This is a genomic window from Streptococcus suis, from assembly GCF_019794555.1.
Lineage (GTDB): Bacteria > Bacillota > Bacilli > Lactobacillales > Streptococcaceae > Streptococcus > Streptococcus suis_AB.
The window spans coordinates 111,197-128,611 of the sequence record NZ_JAIMEP010000005.1 but is presented as its reverse complement, the minus strand read 5'-3'; the positions used below and the strand labels follow the sequence as shown (position 1 = coordinate 128,611).

The following is a 17,415-nucleotide window of genomic DNA, read 5'->3' as shown; positions in this document are numbered from 1 at the left end:
TTATCATTTCTTCAAGGTCTTGTCAACACTTTTTTGAAACTTTTTTTCGTTCCTCTGTTAACCAGTCCCTCAAGAGACAACTCAATTATTCTATCATCTTCAGACTTACATGTCAACTATTTTTTCAAACTTTTTTTCGTTGTTTTTTAGCTGACTAGTCTTGCGAGACAACTCAATTATTCTATCAAATCTTATCCATCATTGTCAAGTAGTTTTTCCTGTTTTTTCACTTTTTTATTTTTGAAAGCTTTGTGAAAGTTCTATAAGGAAGTTAGTCACCTTGTCTTGCTCAAAAATATTTGTTTCACTAGCTTTGAGTAAGCTGGTAATTTCATTTGATAACAGGCTTGAAGCTGTTAGGCTAAGTAGCAAAGGCTAATGTAGCCTTGGTTTAGCTGACAAAACAGTTCCATGGGTTCCTGTTGTTAATTAAGGCATAAGAAAACACCTCTGTGCTATACTTGTTGTTCATCACAAATACATGAAAGAGGCATAGAGATGCAATAACATATACACCAAAAGGGAAACATTTAACAATGGATAACAGTCGCCTGATTAAACGATGGAAAAATAAAAATATGTCCAATCGTGAAATTGCAGGGTTGATTGGAAAGGCTCCTCAGTCGATTAATAATGAAATTAATCGTGGTACAGCTTTACAACAAGTGCGAAAAGGGCTGTACAAAAAAGTCTGCCGACTGTGCACTAACGGTATACCAAACTAATCGAAAACGATCGGTAAAAATGAAAAGCCTAACGAAAGAAATGAAAATGGGTATTTCAATCATTCGTTTTTGGTTTCATCTTGGCCATTTAGGATTAACGAGGTTGATACCAACTCATCCTCACCAAACTACAGACTGTGCAGCCATCCCGCACTGTTGGTAATCTTTATAGTTTAGCAAATTCTCAAATCGTTGCTGCTTATGTTACAGAATTTTGCCATTTAAGCGAATTGTTTCTCGAAGAACATATTTGCTGCAACAGCTACACCTTTCATGCGAAAGACGGAGTATATTAGACCAGTGGACGAATTTCGGTCAAAATATTAAGACTAAAGAGTGATGAATAAGTCATAATCTATAGATTCTTAGATGGGACTCTAAGGAAATAAAAAGTTGATTGGATAGCTTTAAATACCCTCACATTGCTCCCTCTACTTTTTGGAACTTTACTTCAAATGTTATAGCTGAATTGCTTTGCCCCAAAATTACACAACGTTTATGCTTTCTTCATCCTAATTGACATTGAGCCCATAGTTTTAAAGAAAAACGCCTGCTTACGAAATTATTCTACTTTAGAGTAATTTCGTAAACAAGCGTCCAATCAATATGATGAGTGTTACCGCCGAGACAGACTCGGCGGTAGACCAGAGCTAGACTAAGAACTCACAAGGAATTCCATCATCATAACACTCAACAAAATTGATGATCTTATACAAGTTCGATAATTGCCATTGGGGCAGCATCACCACGACGTGGTTCAGTTTTGAGAATACGAGTGTATCCACCATTGCGTTCAGCATAACGAGGTGCGATTTCTGAGAACAATTTTTGAAGTGCAGTTGTAGAAGTATACTTATCTGTTGCTTCATCATAGTTTTCAGATGCAATTTCATTACGAACAAATGCAGCAGCTTGACGACGAGCGTGCAAGTCACCACGTTTACCAAGTGTGATCATTTTTTCAACTGTTTTACGGATTTCTTTAGCACGAGCTTCAGTTGTAACGATTGATTCGTTGATCAAAAGGTCAGTTGTCAAATCGCGCAACATTGCTTTACGTTGTGAGCTAGTGCGTCCTAGTTTACGGTATGCCATGATTTCCTCCTATATTATTTATCTTTTTTCAATCCTAGACCAAGATCAGCCAATTTAACTTTGACTTCTTCAAGACTCTTGCGGCCAAGATTGCGCACTTTCATCATCTCTGGTTCAGTCTTCTCTGTCAAATCAAATACAGTGTTGATGCCTGCACGTTTAAGACAGTTATATGAGCGAACAGAAAGGTCCAATTCCTCAATCGTACGATCAAGCATGCGATCATCCGATGCAGTCTCTGTTTCTTTCATCACTTCTGCTGATTTTGCAACTTCAGTCAAATCTGTAAATAGACCAAGGTGTTCCATCAAAATACGTGCAGAAAGACCTAGAGCATCTTCTGGAATAATTGTACCATTAGTATTGATTTCAAGTGTTAATTTGTCAAAACCATCGTTGCTACCAACACGGGCTGGTTCAACTTGATAATTGACTTTTTTTACTGGCGTATAGATAGAATCTACAGCAAGTGTACCTACTGGCGCGTCATCTTTTTTATTACCTTCTGCAGGGACATAACCACGACCTGAATTGACTGTCAAAATCGCTTTAAATGTTTTACCTTCAGCAATGGTAAATAGATAATGGTCAGGGTTTACAATTTCAATGTCACTATCTGTAAGAATGTCACCTGCTGTCACTTCAGCTGGACCTACTACATCAAGTTCAATTTTCTTTTCGTCTTCGACATAAGATTTTACAGCAATGCCTTTGATGTTAAGAATGATTTGCATAACATCTTCACGGACACCCGGAACTGTGTCGAATTCGTGGAGTACACCATCAATTTTAATAGATGTAATTGCAGCACCTGGGAGTGATGCAAGAAGTACACGACGAAGAGAGTTACCAAGAGTTGTACCGTAACCACGTTCTAATGGCTCGATAACAAATCTGCCGTAATCTTTATTTTCATCAATTTTTGTTATTGTTGGTTTTTCAAACTCAATCATTTCTTACTCCCTCTTAAACGAAAAGCTGTGTATGGAATGTATGATTATACACGGCGACGTTTTGGAGGACGAGCACCATTGTGTGGTACAGGAGTCACATCACGAATTGCTGTTACTTCAAGACCAGCGGCAGCAAGAGCGCGGATAGCAGACTCACGACCTGAACCTGGGCCTTTAACGGTAACTTCAACTGTTTTTAGACCGTGTTCTTGTGCAGATTTAGCAGCTGCTTCTGAAGCCATTTGGGCTGCGAATGGTGTAGATTTACGTGAACCTTTAAAACCAAGAGCACCAGCTGATGACCAAGCAATAGCGTTACCATGCACATCAGTAATCATAACAATAGTGTTATTAAATGTAGCGTGAATATGTGCAATACCAGATTCGATATTCTTTTTCACACGACGTTTACGTGTTGGTTTAGCCAATTTTTCTACCTCCTATATTATTTTTTCTTACCTGCAATCGCAACGGCTTTACCTTTACGAGTACGAGCATTGTTTTTAGTGTTTTGTCCACGGACAGGAAGTCCACGACGGTGACGGATTCCACGGTATGAACCGATTTCCATCAAACGTTTAATGTTCAAGTTAACTTCACGACGGAGGTCACCTTCAACTTTGATTGCATCAACTTCACGACGAATAGCATCTTCTTGATCTGATGTCAAATCTTTCACGCGTACATCTTCTGAAATGCCTGCAGCTGCAAGAATTTTTTTAGATGTTGCAAGACCGATACCATAAACATAAGTCAATGAAATAACTACACGTTTGTCATTTGGAATGTCAACTCCAGCAATACGAGCCATGTTTTCTCCTTTCTATTTCTTAACCTTGACGTTGCTTGTGTTTAGGGTTTGCTGGGCAAATCACCATAACACGACCATTACGACGAATAACTTTGCAGTATTCGCAAATTGGTTTGACCGATGGTCTTACTTTCATGTTTAATCCCTCCAAGTATTTCGACTATTTAAAGCGGTATGTGATACGTCCACGTGTCAAGTCGTAGGGACTAAGCTCAACAGTTACGCGGTCACCGACCAAAATACGAATGTAGTTTTTACGGATTTTACCAGAAACAGTTGCAAGGACTTGGTGTCCGTTTTCCAACTCAACAGTAAACATAGCATTTGGCATTGTATCGACTACTTTGCCTTCAATTTCAATCACATCTTCTTTTGCCATGCAAAAGTAACCCCTCTCTAAATATCGATTTGATGTCCTCTGAACACAGAGGTAACAATTATAAGTCAGACTAGGCTATTTTATCATCTTTGCAAGAAAAATGCAAGCCCAATCCATTAGATTATTGCAATTTTGATAATACAGTATCAATTGCTTGGAAAACAAGTTCGATGTCTTGATCGCCTTCAATATCATGAACCAAACCTTTTGCACGATAATGGTCGATAATCGGCTGACCTTGGGCAATGTTTACTTCTAAACGGCGCTTAACAGACTCTGGTTTATCATCTTCACGTTGATAAAAATCTTCTTCCTTATAGTCTCCAACAGGTGGGTTGAATACTTTATGGAACGTTTCCCCAGTTTCTTTATGAATGATACGTCCACTGAGACGTTCTACAAGTTTAGAAGGATCAATTTCAATATTGATGACTCCCTGTAGCTCAATACCTAACTCATCTAGGTTTGTATCAAGCGCATGTGCTTGTTCAATTGTTCGTGGGTATCCATCTAATAAGAAACCTTTTTCTTTGATATCATTCTGAGCTAAACGCTCTTTCACAATACCATTTGTAACCTCATCAGGCACAAGATCACCTTTGTCAATATATGACTTAGCTAATTTGCCCATTTCAGTTTGATTAGCCATTGCTGCACGAAACATGTCGCCAGTTGAAATGTGAGCAACATTAAATTTCTCAACAATCTTAGCTGCTTGTGTTCCTTTACCAGCACCTGGTAAACCCATAATTAAAAGATTCATGACAAACTCCTTATTTTGTTTTCACATAAATTTGCCAATATTGACAAACTTATCTAAAAACAAAATAGAAGGTTGACGAGGTCAACCTGTATTCTATTCTGTAATTTCTAAGAAACCTACATATTTTCTCTTAAGAAGGTAGCCTTCCAATTGCTTGATTCCTTCAATACTTGTAGAGATAACAATGATCAAACTTGTACCGAGGAATGCAATGTTTGAAGAAAGTCCAAAGAGATTTTGTGCAATAATCGGCAACAAAGCAACAAAACTCAAGAATAAAGCACCAACTGTTGCCAATCTTGTTAGAAGCTTAGACAGATATTGCTCAGTACCGTTACCAGGTCGAACCCCATGGATATATGCTGCGCTCTTTTGAAGGCTTTCAGCAGTTTTTTCTGGATTGACTTGAACAAAGGTATAGAAGAATGTGAATACAATTATCAATCCGGCATATACCAGCATTCCTTTTACCGTTGAATAATCAAAATATTCTTGAACAGTCAATAACCAACCTGCACTCTGATTCTGACTTGCAAAATATTGAATAAGAGATGTAGGTACTGCTGTAATTGAACCAGCAAAAATCACGGGAATAACACCTGCTGGATTTAATTTCAATGGTAAGTAAGAACTAGATGGTGCTCCCTGAGCTCTTTTTGTATATTGGATTGGTAATTTGTATTCTGCTTGTTGTACAAATGTCGTGAAGTAAACGACTAATAAAATTAATACAACCAAGATTGCTACAAAGATAGCTGATTCTCCCAATCGACTAGATTCAATATTGACAAAACGATCAATATAAATCTCGTGAAACGTTCCTGGTAGGGAAGATATAATCCCTGCGAAGATAATCATGGACGTACCATTTCCATACCCTTTTTCTGTAATCTGCTCACCCAACCAAGTTACAATGACTGAACCAGTTGTCAAAATAGAACCGATTAAAAGGTACGTTTGCCAATTCAAAGGCATATTTGTCAGTTGTGCACCCGAAAGCGCATTAAAACCTGCAGTAATACCAATAGACTGGACAAAAGCTAATCCCAAAGAGATATAACGTGTTGCTTGATTCAGTTTGCGACGGCCCACTTCACCTTGCTTACCCCATTCAACAAATTTTGGAAGGATATCCATTTGTAAAAGTTGAACAATAATCGAAGCAGTGATATATGGACTAACCCCTAGTGCAAAAACTGAAAAATTACGCATTGCGTTTCCTGAAACCAAGCTCAACATATTTAGGAATGGTACATTTGAGAGGGCTTCAAGACTCTTGGCGTTAATACCTGGAACTGTAATGTGAGTTCCAACTCGGAAGACAAAAAGGATGAAGATAGTGAACAATATTTTGTTACGTACTAATCTAACCTTTACGGCATCTTTTAAAAGTTTAAAAAACATAGGCTGCCACCTCTTAGATGACTTCTACTGAGCCACCTTTAGAAGTGATTGCTTCTTCAGCTGATTTAGAGAATTTAGCAGCTTTAACTGTCAATTTCTTCGTTAATTCACCGTTACCAAGAATTTTAATTCCTGATTTTTCAGCTTTAACGATTCCAGCTTCGATAAGCACAACTGGTGTTACTTCTGCACCATCTTCAAAAGCGTTCAATTGATCAAGGTTAACGATCGCATATTCTTTAGCGTTGATGTTTGTAAAGCCACGTTTTGGAAGACGACGGAACAATGGAGTTTGTCCACCTTCAAAACCTGGGCGAACACCGCCACCGCTACGAGCTTTTTGACCTTTTTGACCACGGCCAGATGTTTTACCGTTACCTGATGATGTACCACGACCTACACGGTTGCGGACTTTACGTGAACCTGTAGCAGGTTGTAATTCATGAAGTTTCATTATTATTTTCTCCTCTTTTATATGCTAGCGCCTGTGAAGTACAAGAGTCTTCATTCACAAACTCGCCTTATGTAAAAATGGACTAGAAGTCGCAAAGATTCTTCTATGCGACTTAGCCTATTTGTATGATTACTTAACTTCTTCAACAGTTACCAAGTGAGAGATAGCATTAACCATTCCAAGAATAGCTGCGTTATCTTCCTTAACAACTGAAGAGTTCAATTTACCAAGTCCAAGTGCAACAACTGTTTTACGTTGCTCTGGTTTGCGACCGATTGGAGACTTAGTCAAAGTAATTTTAATTTGAGCCATTAGTATCTCCTTTCTTATGCTAAATCAGAAACTGAGATGCCACGAAGTGCAGCCACTTCTTCAGCACGTTTCAATTGTTTCAAACCTTCAACAGTTGCACGAACGATGTTGATTGGTGTGTTTGAACCAAGTGACTTAGAAGTCACATCTGCGATACCTGCCAATTCGATTACGGCACGAGTTGCACCACCGGCAGCAACCCCAGAACCTTCAGCAGCAGGTTTCAACAATACACGAGCTCCGCCAAATTCTGAACGAACTTCGTGTGGAATTGTTGTACCAACCATTGGTACTTCAATCATGTTTTTCTTAGCAGATTCAACTGCTTTACGGATAGCTTCTGGTACTTCTTGAGCTTTACCAGTACCGAAACCTACGCGACCGTTACGGTCACCAACAACCACAAGAGCTGCGAAACGAAGACGACGTCCACCTTTAACAACTTTTGTAACACGGTTGATGGCTACTACGCGTTCTTCAATTTCAACTGCGTTATCTTTGAATGCCATTTCTTAGTGTCCTCCCTATTAGAATTTCAATCCGTTTTCACGAGCTGATTCAGCCAAAGCTTTCACACGTCCGTGATAGAGATATCCACCGCGGTCAAAGACCACTTCAGAAATACCTTTAGCTACCGCGCGTTCAGCAACGAGTTTACCTACAACAACAGCTTGTTCTGTCTTAGTACCTTTTGAAACTTCTTTATCAAGAGTAGAAGCGCTTGCGAGCGTTACACCCGCTACGTCATCAATCACTTGAGCGTAGATGCCTGTATTAGAACGGAAAATGTTCAAACGTGGGCGAGCAGCAGTTCCAGAGATTTTACCGCGAACGCGACGATGGCGTTTTTGGCGGATTTTGTTTTTATCTGGTTTTGAAATCACAATATTCACCTCTTAATGTATGATTCTGTTTCTTACGAAACAATTTGAGAAATAGTCGGCCAGGTGGCTTAGCCACCTCAGCAAGCTATTATTTACCTGTTTTACCTTCTTTGCGGCGAACGAATTCACCAACGTAACGAATACCTTTACCTTTGTATGGCTCAGGAGCGCGAAGGCTACGGATGTAAGCTGCTGTTTGACCAACAACTTCTTTGTTGATACCAGACACGACGATTTGTGTTGGTGTTGGAACTTCAAATGTAATGCCTTCTGGTGCAACCACTTCATCTGGATGTGATTTACCAACAGCAAGTGTCAATTTGTTACCAGCTAATTGCGCACGATAACCGACACCACGCATTTCAAGTTCTTTTTTGAAGCCTTCAGAAACACCAACAACCATGTTGTTGAGGTTGGCACGGCTAGTACCGTGAATAGTCTTCATTTCTTTTGAATCGTTTGGACGGTGAAGAGTTACTTCTGTACCTTCCACACGGATTTCAATAGCAGTTGGGAATTCACGAGTCAATTCCCCTTTAGGTCCTTTTACAGTTACCACGCCGTTGTTTTGAGCAAGCTCAACGCCAGCAGGCAATGTAATTACTTTATTACCAATACGTGACATGTTTTTATTTCTCCTGTTAAATTATCAAGCCGTCAAGCGACTAGTTTTCACGGGGTGAACAAGATACAAAGCCGTTAAGCAACTCAAAGAAAAATAGGAAACGCGACTGCTGATGCTTGAGCATCTAAGGAGAGTTTATCTTTTTTCAAAGAGTTGTAGGCGTGTTCAATTAGTGAATCTTGTTCTAGTTTGGTTTCATGATACCTTCAAATCAGATTATTAGATTTGAACACGCACGAAGAACTGGTCCTCCCGCATTTGTATCATGCATGTTTTTAGGTTTCAATTTCTAAATGAGGCAAGGCAGAGCGACGCAGACCATATTTGAGTATGTCAAGACGCTCTAACACAGGCACATGACGAAATTGGAAGCTAAAAGATTACCAAACGTATGCGACAACCTCACCACCAACGTTCTTTTGACGAGCTTCTTTGTCAGTCAAAAGACCTTCTGATGTTGAGATGATTGCAATACCAAGTCCGTTAAGAACTTTAGGAATATCTTCACGTTTTGAGTAAACACGAAGACCTGGTTTTGAAACACGTTTCAAGTTAGTAATAACTTTTTCACCGTTTGGTCCGTATTTCAAGAATACACGGATGATGCCTTGTTTATCATCTTCGATGAATTCAACGTTTTTTACAAAACCTTCGTTTTTAAGGATTGTAGCAATACCTTTTTTGATGTTTGATGCAGGTACTTCAAGCACTTCGTGTTTTGCTTGGTTAGCATTACGAATACGTGTCAAAAAATCTGCAATTGGGTCAGTCATAACCATTTGTTGTTTCTCCTCTTACTAGCAGTTTGATCTAGTCACTTGCTAGTTAATGATGTCCGAGCGGACGGGGTGAACTGAAAGAACTGCTTTCAGTATCAAATTAAATTTGAACTCGAGCTACTACCGGTGCAAAAAAGATAAAATTTCCTAGAGTCTGTTGACTCTTCGTCAATTTTCCTATTTTTGCTTTGGTAGCTCAACGCTCTCATATCATGTTTTTACCAAGAAGCTTTCGTTACGCCCGGAATTTGTCCAAGGTAAGCCAAGTCGCGGAAGCATACACGGCAAAGTTTGAATTTGCGGTAAACTGAGTGTGGACGTCCACATTTTTCACAGCGTGTGTAAGCTTGAGTTGAGAACTTAGCTGGGCGTTTGTTCTTAGCGATCATTGATTTTTTAGCCATTTATTCTCTCCCTCTTATTTTGCAAACGGCATACCAAGGCCAGTAAGCAATGCACGTGATTCTTCGTCAGTGTTAGCAGTTGTAACGATAACGATATCCAAACCGCGAGTTTTATCAACATCGTCGAAGTTGATTTCTGGGAAGATCAATTGTTCTTTCACACCAAGTGTGTAGTTACCACGTCCGTCGAATGACTTAGTTGGTACTCCGTGGAAGTCACGTACACGTGGGAGTGAAACTGTAACCAATTTATCCAAGAATTCATACATACGTTCGCCACGAAGAGTTACTTTCGCACCGATTGCAACACCCTCACGAAGACGGAAGCCGGCGATTGATTTCTTAGCTTTAGTGATAAGTGGTTTTTGACCTGAAATCAAAGCCAACTCTTGAGCAGCTTTTTCAAGGTTTTTAGCGTTAGAAACAGCATCACCAACACCCATGTTCAAAACGATCTTATCAACTTTTGGCACAGCCATAACTGAAGAATAGTTAAATTGTTCAGTCAAAGCAGGAACTACTTCATTAAGATATTTTTCTTTTAAACGATTTGCCATTATACTTCTCCTTTCCTTCGTGATTAATCAAGCACTTCGCCTGATTTTTTGTTGTAGCGAACTTTTTTGCCGTCTACAAATTTGTAACCAACGCGTCCAGCAACACCATTTTTGTCAAGAACTTGAACGTTTGACACATGGATTGGAGCTTCTTTTTCAACGATTGCACCTTGAGGGTTTTCGTTATTTGGTTTTTGGTGTTTCTTAACGATGTTAACACCTTCAACAATCACTTTGTTAACTTTTGGAAGTGCTGTTACGACAACTGCTTCAACGCCTTTGTCTTTACCAGCGATTACGCGAACTTTATCGCCTTTTTTTACAAACATTTGATTTCTCCTATAATTTCTTACGCCCTAATGGGCACCCTGGTTAGTTTGTTAACCAGGGGACTTAGTTTGTTTTCTAGTTTACTAAATCCGTCACAGACTTCGTTAGTTTGTTTCGATGTACCCAAGTACTATCTACAACAAACTGCCTAGTCTGCAACAAATTCCCTAAAACTATCTAATTAAAGTACTTCTGGTGCCAATGAAACGATTTTCATGAAACCGCCGTCACGCAATTCGCGTGCCACTGGGCCAAAGATACGAGTTCCGCGAGGGTTTTTGTCTTCACGGATGATAACTGCAGCATTCTCATCGAATTTGATGTATGAACCATCAGCACGACGAGCACCTGTCTTAGTACGAACGATAACGGCTTTAACAACGTCACCTTTTTTAACCGCACCACCAGGAGTAGCTTGTTTTACTGAAGCAACGATGATGTCGCCGATGTTCGCGAATTTACGTCCTGAACCACCAAGAACTTTGATTGTCAAGATTTCACGTGCGCCACTGTTGTCAGCAACTTTCAAACGAGTTTCTGTTTGAATCATGTCAATTTTCTCCTTTCAGGTTGATTAAATGATAACTGCCTCTTCCACAACTTCTACAAGACGGAAACGTTTTGTAGCTGAAAGTGGGCGAGTTTCCATGATACGAACGATATCGCCTTCTTTAGCAACATTGTTTTCATCATGAGCTTTGTACTTTTTAGAGTAGTTAATACGTTTACCATAGACTGGGTGGTTACGTTTAGTTTCAACTACAACTGTGATTGTTTTGTCCATTTTGTCAGATACTACGCGTCCAACAAGAACTTTACGATTATTGCGTTCCATTGAAATTCTCCTTTCCCAATCTATTATTTAGTTTCAGATTGCACAGTTTTGATACGTGCAATTTGTTTCTTCACTTCGTTCAAACGAGCAGTTTGCTCAAGTTGACCAGCAGCAGCTTGGAAACGAAGTTCGAAGAGTTCTTTCTTCAATTCGTTTTCTTTCTTAGCAAGTTCTTCTTGAGAAAGGCCACGAAGTTCTTTTACAAAATCTTTAATTTCTTGAAGTTTCATGTCTTCTCCTTATTCTGCTTCACGTTTTACGAATTTAACTTTAACTGGCAATTTGTGACCAGCAAGGCGGAATGCTTCGCGTGCGACTTCTTCAGAAACGCCAGCAACTTCAAACATAACCTTACCGCGTTTAACTGGAGCTACCCAACCTTCAGGAGCACCTTTACCAGAACCCATACGTACACCGATAGCTTTAGCAGTGTATGATTTGTGTGGGAAGATTTTAATCCAAACTTTACCACCACGTTTCATGTAACGCGTCATAGCGATACGGGCAGCTTCGATTTGGCGGTTTGTAATCCATGAGCTAGTAGTTGCTTGAAGACCGTATTGACCAAAGTCTACTTGTTTTCCACCTTTAGCTTCACCGCGCATTTTTCCACGGAATTCACGACGGTGTTTTACACGTTTAGGTACTAACATTTGTTATTTACCTCCTTTAGTGTTTTTACGAGCTGGAAGAACTTCTCCACGGTAAATCCAAACTTTAACACCTAGTTTACCGTAAGTTGTCAAAGCTTCTTCCCAAGCATAGTCGATATCCGCACGAAGTGTATGAAGAGGAACTGTTCCTTCTGAATAGCCTTCTGCACGGGCAATATCAGCACCGTTCAAACGACCAGAAACTTGTGTTTTGATACCTTTTGCACCAGCGCGCATTGTGCGTTGGATAGCTTGTTTTTGAGCACGGCGGAAAGCCACACGTTGCTCCAATTGACGAGCAATTGACTCACCAACAAGGTGTGCATCCAAATCAGGTTGTTTGATTTCGATGATGTTGATGTGTACTTGTTTACCAGTCAATTTGTTCAATTGAGCACGAAGCGCATCAACGTTGCTTCCAGCTTTACCGATAACCATACCTGGTTTTGCAGTGTGGATAGAAACGATTACTTTGTTTACAGCACGTTCGATTTCGATTGTTGATGTTGACGCATCAGCCAATTCTTTTTTGATAAAGTTGCGGATTGCAAGATCTTCATGAAGGTAATCCGCGTATTCTTTTTCAGCATACCATTTAGCATCCCAATCACGGATGATGCCAACACGCATACCAATTGGATGTACTTTTTGACCCACGTTTTTACCTCCTTATTTCTCTGCCACAACTACTGTGATGTGAGCTGTGCGTTTGTTGATTGGTGAAGCTGAACCTTTCGCACGTGGACGGAAACGTTTCAACGTTGGTCCTTCGTTTGCGAATGCTTCGCTGACTACCAAGTTAGCTTTTTCCAAACCAAAGTTGTTTTCAGCGTTAGCGATTGCTGAGTTTAAAACTCCCTCGATAATGCTTGCAGCTTTGTTTGGTGTGAATTTCAAGATTGCGATTGCGTCTGCTACGCTTTTGCCACGGATGTTATCCAAGACAAGACGTGATTTACGAGGTGAAACACGTACTGTGCGAGCAGTTGCTTTAGCTGAAGTAATTTCTGCCATTGTGTTTTCCTCCTAAATTATTTACGACGAGTTTTCTTGTCGTCAGCAGCATGACCTTTGTAAGTACGAGTTGGTGCGAATTCACCAAGTTTGTGACCTACCATGTCTTCTTGAATGTATACAGGTACGTGTTTACGACCATCGTAAACTGCAATTGTATAACCAATGAAACTTGGGAAAATCGTTGAACGACGTGACCAAGTTTTAATTACTTTTTTCTTTTCGTCATTTGCTTGAGCTTCAACTTTTTTCATCAAATGCTCATCGACGAAAGGTCCTTTTTTAAGACTACGTCCCATTTTAGTGTTTTCTCCTTTAAAATATGTACCACAGCGGCTTGCCCGCAATGCGGGCTACCGAGTTGGCGGATGATATAGCATGCTAAACAACTAAGTATAAATTACTTTTGGTTGCGACGACGAACAATAAGTTTGTCTGATTTAGCTTTCTTGTTACGAGTTTTCAAACCAAGAGCTGGTTTACCCCATGGAGTAGATGGTGCTTTACGACCAACTGGTGCTTTACCTTCACCACCACCGTGTGGGTGATCGTTAGGGTTCATTACAGAACCGCGAACTGTTGGACGGATACCTTTCCAACGGCTACGACCTGCTTTACCAAGGTTTACTAGGCCATGTTGTTCGTTACCTACAGTACCAACAGTAGCACGGCAAGTACCAAGGATCATACGAACTTCACCTGATTGAAGGCGAACAAGAACGTATTTACCTTCTTGACCAAGAACCTGTGCAGATGCACCAGCAGCACGAACCAACTCACCACCGCGACCTGGTTTCAACTCGATGTTGTGAACAACAGTACCGACTGGGATGTTTGCAAGTGGAAGTGCATTACCAACTTTGATATCCGCTTCTGGACCTGAAACGATGCGTTGACCAACTTCAAGACCTTTAGGAGCGATGATATATGCTTTCACACCGTCTGTGTAGTGTACAAGAGCAATGTTTGCTGAACGGTTTGGATCGTATTCAATTGTTTTAACAACTGCTTCAACGCCATCTTTGTTACGTTTGAAGTCTACCAAACGGTAGAAACGTTTGTGACCGCCACCTTGGTGACGAACAGTGATGCGACCATTGTTGTTACGACCAGCTTTGTTTTTCAATGCAACAAGCAAGCTTTTTTCTGGAGTGCTTGTTGTGATTTCAGCGAAGTCCAAAGAAGTCATGTTACGACGGCCATTTGTCGTTGGTTTATAAACTTTAATACCCACGTTAATTCCTCCTTTGATTATTCAGCGTCAGCTGTAGCGAACAATTCGATCGCTTTTGAATCAGCAGCCAATGTGATGATTGCTTTTTTCACTTTGTTTGTGCGACCTACATAACGACCTACGCGTTTTGTTTTAGGTTTCACGTTGATTGTGTTAACATTTGCAACTTTAACACCTTCAAATGCAGCTTCAACAGCTTGTTTGATTAAGAGTTTGTGTGCACGAGTGTCAACTTCAAATACATACTTGCCTGCTTCGAGTTGGCCCATTGAGCTTTCTGTGATGACAGGTTTTTTGATAACATCATACAAATTCATTATGCAAGAACCTCCTCAATTTTAGAGATAGCTGCTTGAGTTACAAGAAGTTTGTCTGCATTTGCGATGTCAAGTACGCTTGCAGTAGTTGCAGTTGCAACTTTCACTCCTGGGATGTTACGAGCAGAAAGAGCTGCGAATTCGTTGCCTTCTTCAAGAATAACAAGGACTTTAGAATCAATGCTCAATGCTGCAAGCACTTTTGCAAATTCAGCAGTTTTTGGAGCTGTGAATTCAAGTGAGTTAACAGCTACAAATTTGTTTTCAGCAACTTTCTGTGAGTAAACAGATTTAAGTGCCAAGCGACGAACTTTTTGTGGAAGTTTGTACGCATATGAACGTGGAGTTGGTCCGAAGACTACGCCACCGCCACGCCATTGTGGTGAACGAATAGAACCTTGACGAGCACGTCCAGTTCCTTTTTGACGCCATGGTTTGCGTCCGCCACCTGAAACTGCTGAGCGGTTTTTAACTGCGTGAGTACCTTGACGAAGGCTAGCACGTTGGCTGATGATCACATCAAATACAACTGCTTGGTTTGGCTCGATACCAAAGATTGCATCGTTAAGAACTACTTCACCAGCTTGTTTACCAGTTTGGTCAAATAATGATACGTTTGCCATTTCGACTGATTTCCCCTTTCCTTATTATTTACCAGCTTTAACTGCTGATTTGATAGTGATAAGAGATTTCTTAGCACCTGGTACGTTACCTTTGATAAGGATAACGTTCTTTTCTGGAACAACTTGTACAACTTCAAGGTTTTGGATTGTTACACGGTTACCACCCATGCGACCTGCAAGGTTTTTACCTTTAAATACACGGTTAGGTGCAACAGGACCCATAGAACCTGGACGACGGTGGTAACGAGAACCGTGAGCCATAGGACCACGTGATTGACCATGGCGTTTGATAACACCTTGGAAACCTTTACCTTTAGATGTACCAGTTACATCAACAACATCACCAGCTGCGAAAGTTTCAACTGTAATTTCTTGTCCAACTTCCAAGCCTTCAATGTTTTTGAATTCACGAATGAAGCGCTTAGGAGCTGTGTTAGCTTTAGCTACATGGCCTTTGGCAGGTTTGTTGCTCAATACTTCACGTTTGTCATCAAAACCAACTTGAACTGCCGCATAACCGTCAGTTTCAACTGTTTTCACTTGAAGAACAACGTTTGGAGTTGCTTCGATGACAGTAACAGGGATAAATTCACCAGATTCAGTGAAGATTTGAGTCATTCCCACTTTTTTCCCTAAGATTCCTTTTGTCATGAGAAAAATATTCCTTTTCTTATTTTATAGTTAAAAAGTTTTTAACGAGCGTTTTTCATGCTCAAATCAAGATACAAAGGGCAGCAAACTCAAAGTGAAAATAGGAAAATCTGACGACGACTCGACGAGTCTAGGTGATTTTATCTTTTTCACACGGAGTTCAGCCCGTGTTCAATTACTAAATGAACACTTGCTTTTTCGCCTCGCGACTTGATTACAATTTAATTTCTACGTTCACACCACTTGGAAGATCCAATTTCATCAACGCATCAACTGTTTTTTGAGTTGGGTTAATGATGTCTACCAAACGTTTGTGTGTACGCATTTCGAACTGCTCACGAGAGTCTTTATACTTGTGAGTCGCACGGATGATTGTGTAGAGGCTACGTTCTGTTGGAAGCGGAACTGGACCTGCTACTTGAGCACCTGTACGTGTTGCAGTTTCAACGATTTTTGCAGCTGCTGTATCAAGTGTACGGTGTTCGTACGCTTTCAAGCGGATGCGGATTTTTTTGTTTGCCATCTTTTTCTCCTTTTCGTCTATTTAGAATAATAGGCTAGCTCCACAAGAAAACCAACACGTGTTGCGTGGCAATGCAACCGAGCGTGTCGCAACCTCTTGCATCAAAGCTATAGCCGTAAATTTTTACGGCACTAGAATAGTTTACCAAATTATCGGAAACAATGCAAGAAGTTTTGCTTTTTATTTTGAATAAAATTTTTTGAAAGTTCTGTATCAGCCAACAATGAAATAAAGACTTGTTGACGAACTCTTTTTGACTTGGTCGAATTCTTTCCCGCTCCTATTTTGTACCGTACTTCAAAATTGAAATTTCGAGGATTCTCTCTTCTAGTGTTTTTATACTACTCCAAGACTTTTTTGACTAAAGTCTACTACTAGTTTGTATTCGAATAAACCAGCATCAGTTTCTTAACCCTTTCCATAGTACTACTTTATCTTTTTTTAGGGACTGTTGGACATCAATAATCCGTTGGTTGGATGACCCGCGAAACTGCAGCATAAGATTGCGTTTGGTTCGATCATAACGGCCATCTACTAGGATATCCAAATACGAGAGCAACTCCAACTTGTCTGGAGTTTCCAGCATCAATTCTTCCCATGTGTAGCCTGTCCAAGACCAGATATCCTTTTCGGGTAATTCTTTTCGAATGCGCTTGACCAAGGGTAAGACCGTCCCGGTATTGAGAAAGGGTTCTCCTCCGAGAAGGGTCAATCCCTGTACGTAGGGCTGAGATAAGTCATCTATAATACGGTCTTCGAGTTCTTGGGTGTAGGGAATGCCTGCCTTAAAAGACCAAGTTGCAACATTGTAGCAGCCTTCGCAATGGAACATGCATCCGCTGACGTATAGGGAACAGCGCACACCTTCACCATCCACAAAGTTAAAAGCCTTATAGTCGATAATGCGTCCTTGACTGAGTTCCTCACTTTTCCATTCTTGTGGTTTGGGATTGTTCATATCTGATACCTTGAGCAAGTGTAAAGGAAATCCACCCTCTGTAGGATAAACGAATGTCTGATGGTATTCCCCATACGGTTGCTGCCGTCAGCTCGAGCCATGGTGCCCGAACCGACTTTTATTCCTTTCCAA

General features: G+C 40.4%; 30 protein-coding genes and 1 pseudogene. 1 reads left to right on the top strand and 30 read right to left on the bottom strand.

The annotated features are described in order from the left end of the window. Nucleotides 1–536 precede the first annotated feature (536 nt). Nucleotides 537–852, top strand: a pseudogene (locus K6V48_RS03760) (helix-turn-helix domain-containing protein); the annotation flags it as partial. Between the two features lie 581 nt (nucleotides 853–1,433). Here the strand turns inward: K6V48_RS03760 and rplQ are convergent. From rplQ to nrdG, 30 genes are all read right to left on the bottom strand, one after another. After that, complete coding sequence (gene rplQ, locus K6V48_RS03755; protein ID WP_000331493.1) at nucleotides 1,434–1,820, bottom strand: 50S ribosomal protein L17; 387 nt, start codon at nucleotides 1,818–1,820, stop codon at nucleotides 1,434–1,436. A 14-nt stretch (nucleotides 1,821–1,834) separates the two neighbouring features. Continuing rightward, nucleotides 1,835–2,773 carry a DNA-directed RNA polymerase subunit alpha gene (locus K6V48_RS03750; protein WP_024391469.1) on the bottom strand — a complete coding sequence of 313 codons (939 nt, stop codon included), beginning with the start codon at nucleotides 2,771–2,773 and terminating at the stop codon, nucleotides 1,835–1,837. 44 nt (nucleotides 2,774–2,817) lie between these two features. Further along, on the bottom strand, nucleotides 2,818–3,201 hold the full coding sequence (rpsK, locus tag K6V48_RS03745) for a 30S ribosomal protein S11 (protein WP_004195509.1): 384 nt from the start codon (nucleotides 3,199–3,201) through the stop codon (nucleotides 2,818–2,820). A gap of 17 nt (nucleotides 3,202–3,218) precedes the next feature. Further along, on the bottom strand, nucleotides 3,219–3,584 hold the full coding sequence (rpsM, locus tag K6V48_RS03740; protein ID WP_002936622.1) for a 30S ribosomal protein S13: 366 nt from the start codon (nucleotides 3,582–3,584) through the stop codon (nucleotides 3,219–3,221). Between the two features lie 19 nt (nucleotides 3,585–3,603). Then, nucleotides 3,604–3,720 carry a 50S ribosomal protein L36 gene (gene rpmJ / locus K6V48_RS03735; RefSeq protein WP_001808836.1) on the bottom strand — a complete coding sequence of 39 codons (117 nt, stop codon included), beginning with the start codon at nucleotides 3,718–3,720 and terminating at the stop codon, nucleotides 3,604–3,606. 24 nt (nucleotides 3,721–3,744) lie between these two features. Next, entirely contained in the window at nucleotides 3,745–3,963 is a 219-nt protein-coding gene (gene infA / locus K6V48_RS03730) for a translation initiation factor IF-1 (RefSeq protein ID WP_002936627.1), read from the bottom strand. A gap of 121 nt (nucleotides 3,964–4,084) precedes the next feature. After that, a complete protein-coding gene (locus K6V48_RS03725; protein ID WP_024391470.1) occupies nucleotides 4,085–4,726 on the bottom strand; it encodes an adenylate kinase in 642 nt (213 codons plus the stop codon). A 93-nt stretch (nucleotides 4,727–4,819) separates the two neighbouring features. Continuing rightward, nucleotides 4,820–6,130: a preprotein translocase subunit SecY gene (gene secY, locus K6V48_RS03720; RefSeq protein WP_024391471.1), complete on the bottom strand. Its 1,311-nt coding sequence runs from the start codon at nucleotides 6,128–6,130 to the stop codon at nucleotides 4,820–4,822. A gap of 13 nt (nucleotides 6,131–6,143) precedes the next feature. Then, nucleotides 6,144–6,584: a 50S ribosomal protein L15 gene (rplO, locus tag K6V48_RS03715; RefSeq protein ID WP_002936637.1), complete on the bottom strand. Its 441-nt coding sequence runs from the start codon at nucleotides 6,582–6,584 to the stop codon at nucleotides 6,144–6,146. Between the two features lie 129 nt (nucleotides 6,585–6,713). After that, nucleotides 6,714–6,896 (bottom strand): 50S ribosomal protein L30, encoded by a 183-nt coding sequence (gene rpmD / locus K6V48_RS03710; RefSeq protein ID WP_024383066.1) that lies wholly within the window; start codon nucleotides 6,894–6,896, stop codon nucleotides 6,714–6,716. 14 nt (nucleotides 6,897–6,910) lie between these two features. After that, nucleotides 6,911–7,405, bottom strand: a complete 495-nt coding sequence (rpsE, locus tag K6V48_RS03705; RefSeq protein ID WP_024391473.1) for a 30S ribosomal protein S5 — start codon at nucleotides 7,403–7,405, stop codon at nucleotides 6,911–6,913. An 18-nt stretch (nucleotides 7,406–7,423) separates the two neighbouring features. Then, nucleotides 7,424–7,780, bottom strand: coding sequence for a 50S ribosomal protein L18 (rplR, locus tag K6V48_RS03700; protein ID WP_002936641.1), 357 nt, complete (start codon nucleotides 7,778–7,780; stop codon nucleotides 7,424–7,426). Between the two features lie 88 nt (nucleotides 7,781–7,868). Continuing rightward, a complete protein-coding gene (gene rplF, locus K6V48_RS03695) occupies nucleotides 7,869–8,405 on the bottom strand; it encodes a 50S ribosomal protein L6 (RefSeq protein WP_002936644.1) in 537 nt (178 codons plus the stop codon). A gap of 380 nt (nucleotides 8,406–8,785) precedes the next feature. Beyond that, the gene (rpsH, locus tag K6V48_RS03690; RefSeq protein WP_024391475.1) at nucleotides 8,786–9,184 is read right to left on the bottom strand and encodes a 30S ribosomal protein S8; all 399 of its coding nucleotides are present in this window, start codon (nucleotides 9,182–9,184) and stop codon (nucleotides 8,786–8,788) included. A 218-nt stretch (nucleotides 9,185–9,402) separates the two neighbouring features. Continuing rightward, nucleotides 9,403–9,588 carry a type Z 30S ribosomal protein S14 gene (locus K6V48_RS03685; RefSeq protein WP_002936651.1) on the bottom strand — a complete coding sequence of 62 codons (186 nt, stop codon included), beginning with the start codon at nucleotides 9,586–9,588 and terminating at the stop codon, nucleotides 9,403–9,405. Nucleotides 9,589–9,602: 14 nt separating this feature from the next. Then, nucleotides 9,603–10,145, bottom strand: coding sequence for a 50S ribosomal protein L5 (gene rplE, locus K6V48_RS03680; protein ID WP_018377731.1), 543 nt, complete (start codon nucleotides 10,143–10,145; stop codon nucleotides 9,603–9,605). A 23-nt stretch (nucleotides 10,146–10,168) separates the two neighbouring features. Then, nucleotides 10,169–10,474, bottom strand: a complete 306-nt coding sequence (gene rplX / locus K6V48_RS03675; RefSeq protein WP_024391476.1) for a 50S ribosomal protein L24 — start codon at nucleotides 10,472–10,474, stop codon at nucleotides 10,169–10,171. A gap of 182 nt (nucleotides 10,475–10,656) precedes the next feature. Further along, complete coding sequence (gene rplN, locus K6V48_RS03670) at nucleotides 10,657–11,025, bottom strand: 50S ribosomal protein L14 (RefSeq protein WP_002936658.1); 369 nt, start codon at nucleotides 11,023–11,025, stop codon at nucleotides 10,657–10,659. 24 nt (nucleotides 11,026–11,049) lie between these two features. After that, entirely contained in the window at nucleotides 11,050–11,310 is a 261-nt protein-coding gene (rpsQ, locus tag K6V48_RS03665) for a 30S ribosomal protein S17 (RefSeq protein WP_000440801.1), read from the bottom strand. Nucleotides 11,311–11,333: 23 nt separating this feature from the next. Then, nucleotides 11,334–11,540, bottom strand: coding sequence for a 50S ribosomal protein L29 (rpmC, locus tag K6V48_RS03660; protein WP_002936659.1), 207 nt, complete (start codon nucleotides 11,538–11,540; stop codon nucleotides 11,334–11,336). Nucleotides 11,541–11,549: 9 nt separating this feature from the next. After that, on the bottom strand, nucleotides 11,550–11,963 hold the full coding sequence (gene rplP / locus K6V48_RS03655) for a 50S ribosomal protein L16 (protein ID WP_024391477.1): 414 nt from the start codon (nucleotides 11,961–11,963) through the stop codon (nucleotides 11,550–11,552). Nucleotides 11,964–11,966: 3 nt separating this feature from the next. Next, a complete protein-coding gene (gene rpsC, locus K6V48_RS03650; RefSeq protein WP_024391478.1) occupies nucleotides 11,967–12,620 on the bottom strand; it encodes a 30S ribosomal protein S3 in 654 nt (217 codons plus the stop codon). A 12-nt stretch (nucleotides 12,621–12,632) separates the two neighbouring features. Further along, on the bottom strand, nucleotides 12,633–12,977 hold the full coding sequence (gene rplV / locus K6V48_RS03645; protein ID WP_023369052.1) for a 50S ribosomal protein L22: 345 nt from the start codon (nucleotides 12,975–12,977) through the stop codon (nucleotides 12,633–12,635). A 17-nt stretch (nucleotides 12,978–12,994) separates the two neighbouring features. Beyond that, complete coding sequence (rpsS, locus tag K6V48_RS03640) at nucleotides 12,995–13,276, bottom strand: 30S ribosomal protein S19 (protein WP_000533766.1); 282 nt, start codon at nucleotides 13,274–13,276, stop codon at nucleotides 12,995–12,997. A 101-nt stretch (nucleotides 13,277–13,377) separates the two neighbouring features. Beyond that, nucleotides 13,378–14,211 (bottom strand): 50S ribosomal protein L2, encoded by an 834-nt coding sequence (gene rplB, locus K6V48_RS03635; protein ID WP_024391479.1) that lies wholly within the window; start codon nucleotides 14,209–14,211, stop codon nucleotides 13,378–13,380. 17 nt (nucleotides 14,212–14,228) lie between these two features. Further along, nucleotides 14,229–14,528, bottom strand: coding sequence for a 50S ribosomal protein L23 (locus K6V48_RS03630; RefSeq protein ID WP_004195491.1), 300 nt, complete (start codon nucleotides 14,526–14,528; stop codon nucleotides 14,229–14,231). Further along, entirely contained in the window at nucleotides 14,528–15,151 is a 624-nt protein-coding gene (gene rplD, locus K6V48_RS03625; RefSeq protein ID WP_222368052.1) for a 50S ribosomal protein L4, read from the bottom strand. Before rplD ends, K6V48_RS03630 begins: the two co-directional genes overlap by 1 nt. 24 nt (nucleotides 15,152–15,175) lie before the next feature. Continuing rightward, nucleotides 15,176–15,802 (bottom strand): 50S ribosomal protein L3, encoded by a 627-nt coding sequence (gene rplC, locus K6V48_RS03620; protein WP_011921686.1) that lies wholly within the window; start codon nucleotides 15,800–15,802, stop codon nucleotides 15,176–15,178. Between the two features lie 214 nt (nucleotides 15,803–16,016). After that, nucleotides 16,017–16,325, bottom strand: a complete 309-nt coding sequence (gene rpsJ / locus K6V48_RS03615) for a 30S ribosomal protein S10 (RefSeq protein ID WP_024391481.1) — start codon at nucleotides 16,323–16,325, stop codon at nucleotides 16,017–16,019. Between the two features lie 400 nt (nucleotides 16,326–16,725). Continuing rightward, a complete protein-coding gene (nrdG, locus tag K6V48_RS03610; RefSeq protein WP_222368049.1) occupies nucleotides 16,726–17,283 on the bottom strand; it encodes an anaerobic ribonucleoside-triphosphate reductase activating protein in 558 nt (185 codons plus the stop codon). Nucleotides 17,284–17,415 lie beyond the last annotated feature (132 nt).

Excerpts from the sequence above, each read along its gene's own strand:
- rplQ (WP_000331493.1), bottom strand. The coding sequence starts at position 1,820 with ATGGCATACCGTAAACTAGGACGCACTAGCTCACAACGTAAAGCAATG.
- K6V48_RS03750 (WP_024391469.1), bottom strand. The coding sequence starts at position 2,773 with ATGATTGAGTTTGAAAAACCAACAATAACAAAAATTGATGAAAATAAA.
- rpsM (WP_002936622.1), bottom strand. The coding sequence starts at position 3,584 with ATGGCTCGTATTGCTGGAGTTGACATTCCAAATGACAAACGTGTAGTT.
- rpmJ (WP_001808836.1), bottom strand. The coding sequence starts at position 3,720 with ATGAAAGTAAGACCATCGGTCAAACCAATTTGCGAATACTGCAAAGTT.
- infA (WP_002936627.1), bottom strand. The coding sequence starts at position 3,963 with ATGGCAAAAGAAGATGTGATTGAAATTGAAGGCAAAGTAGTCGATACA.
- K6V48_RS03725 (WP_024391470.1), bottom strand. The coding sequence starts at position 4,726 with ATGAATCTTTTAATTATGGGTTTACCAGGTGCTGGTAAAGGAACACAA.
- secY (WP_024391471.1), bottom strand. The coding sequence starts at position 6,130 with ATGTTTTTTAAACTTTTAAAAGATGCCGTAAAGGTTAGATTAGTACGT.
- rplO (WP_002936637.1), bottom strand. The coding sequence starts at position 6,584 with ATGAAACTTCATGAATTACAACCTGCTACAGGTTCACGTAAAGTCCGC.
- rpmD (WP_024383066.1), bottom strand. The coding sequence starts at position 6,896 with ATGGCTCAAATTAAAATTACTTTGACTAAGTCTCCAATCGGTCGCAAA.
- rpsE (WP_024391473.1), bottom strand. The coding sequence starts at position 7,405 with ATGGCATTCAAAGATAACGCAGTTGAAATTGAAGAACGCGTAGTAGCC.
- rplF (WP_002936644.1), bottom strand. The coding sequence starts at position 8,405 with ATGTCACGTATTGGTAATAAAGTAATTACATTGCCTGCTGGCGTTGAG.
- rpsH (WP_024391475.1), bottom strand. The coding sequence starts at position 9,184 with ATGGTTATGACTGACCCAATTGCAGATTTTTTGACACGTATTCGTAAT.
- K6V48_RS03685 (WP_002936651.1), bottom strand. The coding sequence starts at position 9,588 with ATGGCTAAAAAATCAATGATCGCTAAGAACAAACGCCCAGCTAAGTTC.
- rplE (WP_018377731.1), bottom strand. The coding sequence starts at position 10,145 with ATGGCAAATCGTTTAAAAGAAAAATATCTTAATGAAGTAGTTCCTGCT.
- rplX (WP_024391476.1), bottom strand. The coding sequence starts at position 10,474 with ATGTTTGTAAAAAAAGGCGATAAAGTTCGCGTAATCGCTGGTAAAGAC.
- rplN (WP_002936658.1), bottom strand. The coding sequence starts at position 11,025 with ATGATTCAAACAGAAACTCGTTTGAAAGTTGCTGACAACAGTGGCGCA.
- rpsQ (WP_000440801.1), bottom strand. The coding sequence starts at position 11,310 with ATGGAACGCAATAATCGTAAAGTTCTTGTTGGACGCGTAGTATCTGAC.
- rpmC (WP_002936659.1), bottom strand. The coding sequence starts at position 11,540 with ATGAAACTTCAAGAAATTAAAGATTTTGTAAAAGAACTTCGTGGCCTT.
- rplP (WP_024391477.1), bottom strand. The coding sequence starts at position 11,963 with ATGTTAGTACCTAAACGTGTAAAACACCGTCGTGAATTCCGTGGAAAA.
- rplV (WP_023369052.1), bottom strand. The coding sequence starts at position 12,977 with ATGGCAGAAATTACTTCAGCTAAAGCAACTGCTCGCACAGTACGTGTT.
- rpsS (WP_000533766.1), bottom strand. The coding sequence starts at position 13,276 with ATGGGACGTAGTCTTAAAAAAGGACCTTTCGTCGATGAGCATTTGATG.
- K6V48_RS03630 (WP_004195491.1), bottom strand. The coding sequence starts at position 14,528 with ATGAATTTGTATGATGTTATCAAAAAACCTGTCATCACAGAAAGCTCA.
- rplD (WP_222368052.1), bottom strand. The coding sequence starts at position 15,151 with ATGGCAAACGTATCATTATTTGACCAAACTGGTAAACAAGCTGGTGAA.
- rplC (WP_011921686.1), bottom strand. The coding sequence starts at position 15,802 with ATGACAAAAGGAATCTTAGGGAAAAAAGTGGGAATGACTCAAATCTTC.
- rpsJ (WP_024391481.1), bottom strand. The coding sequence starts at position 16,325 with ATGGCAAACAAAAAAATCCGCATCCGCTTGAAAGCGTACGAACACCGT.
- nrdG (WP_222368049.1), bottom strand. The coding sequence starts at position 17,283 with ATGAACAATCCCAAACCACAAGAATGGAAAAGTGAGGAACTCAGTCAA.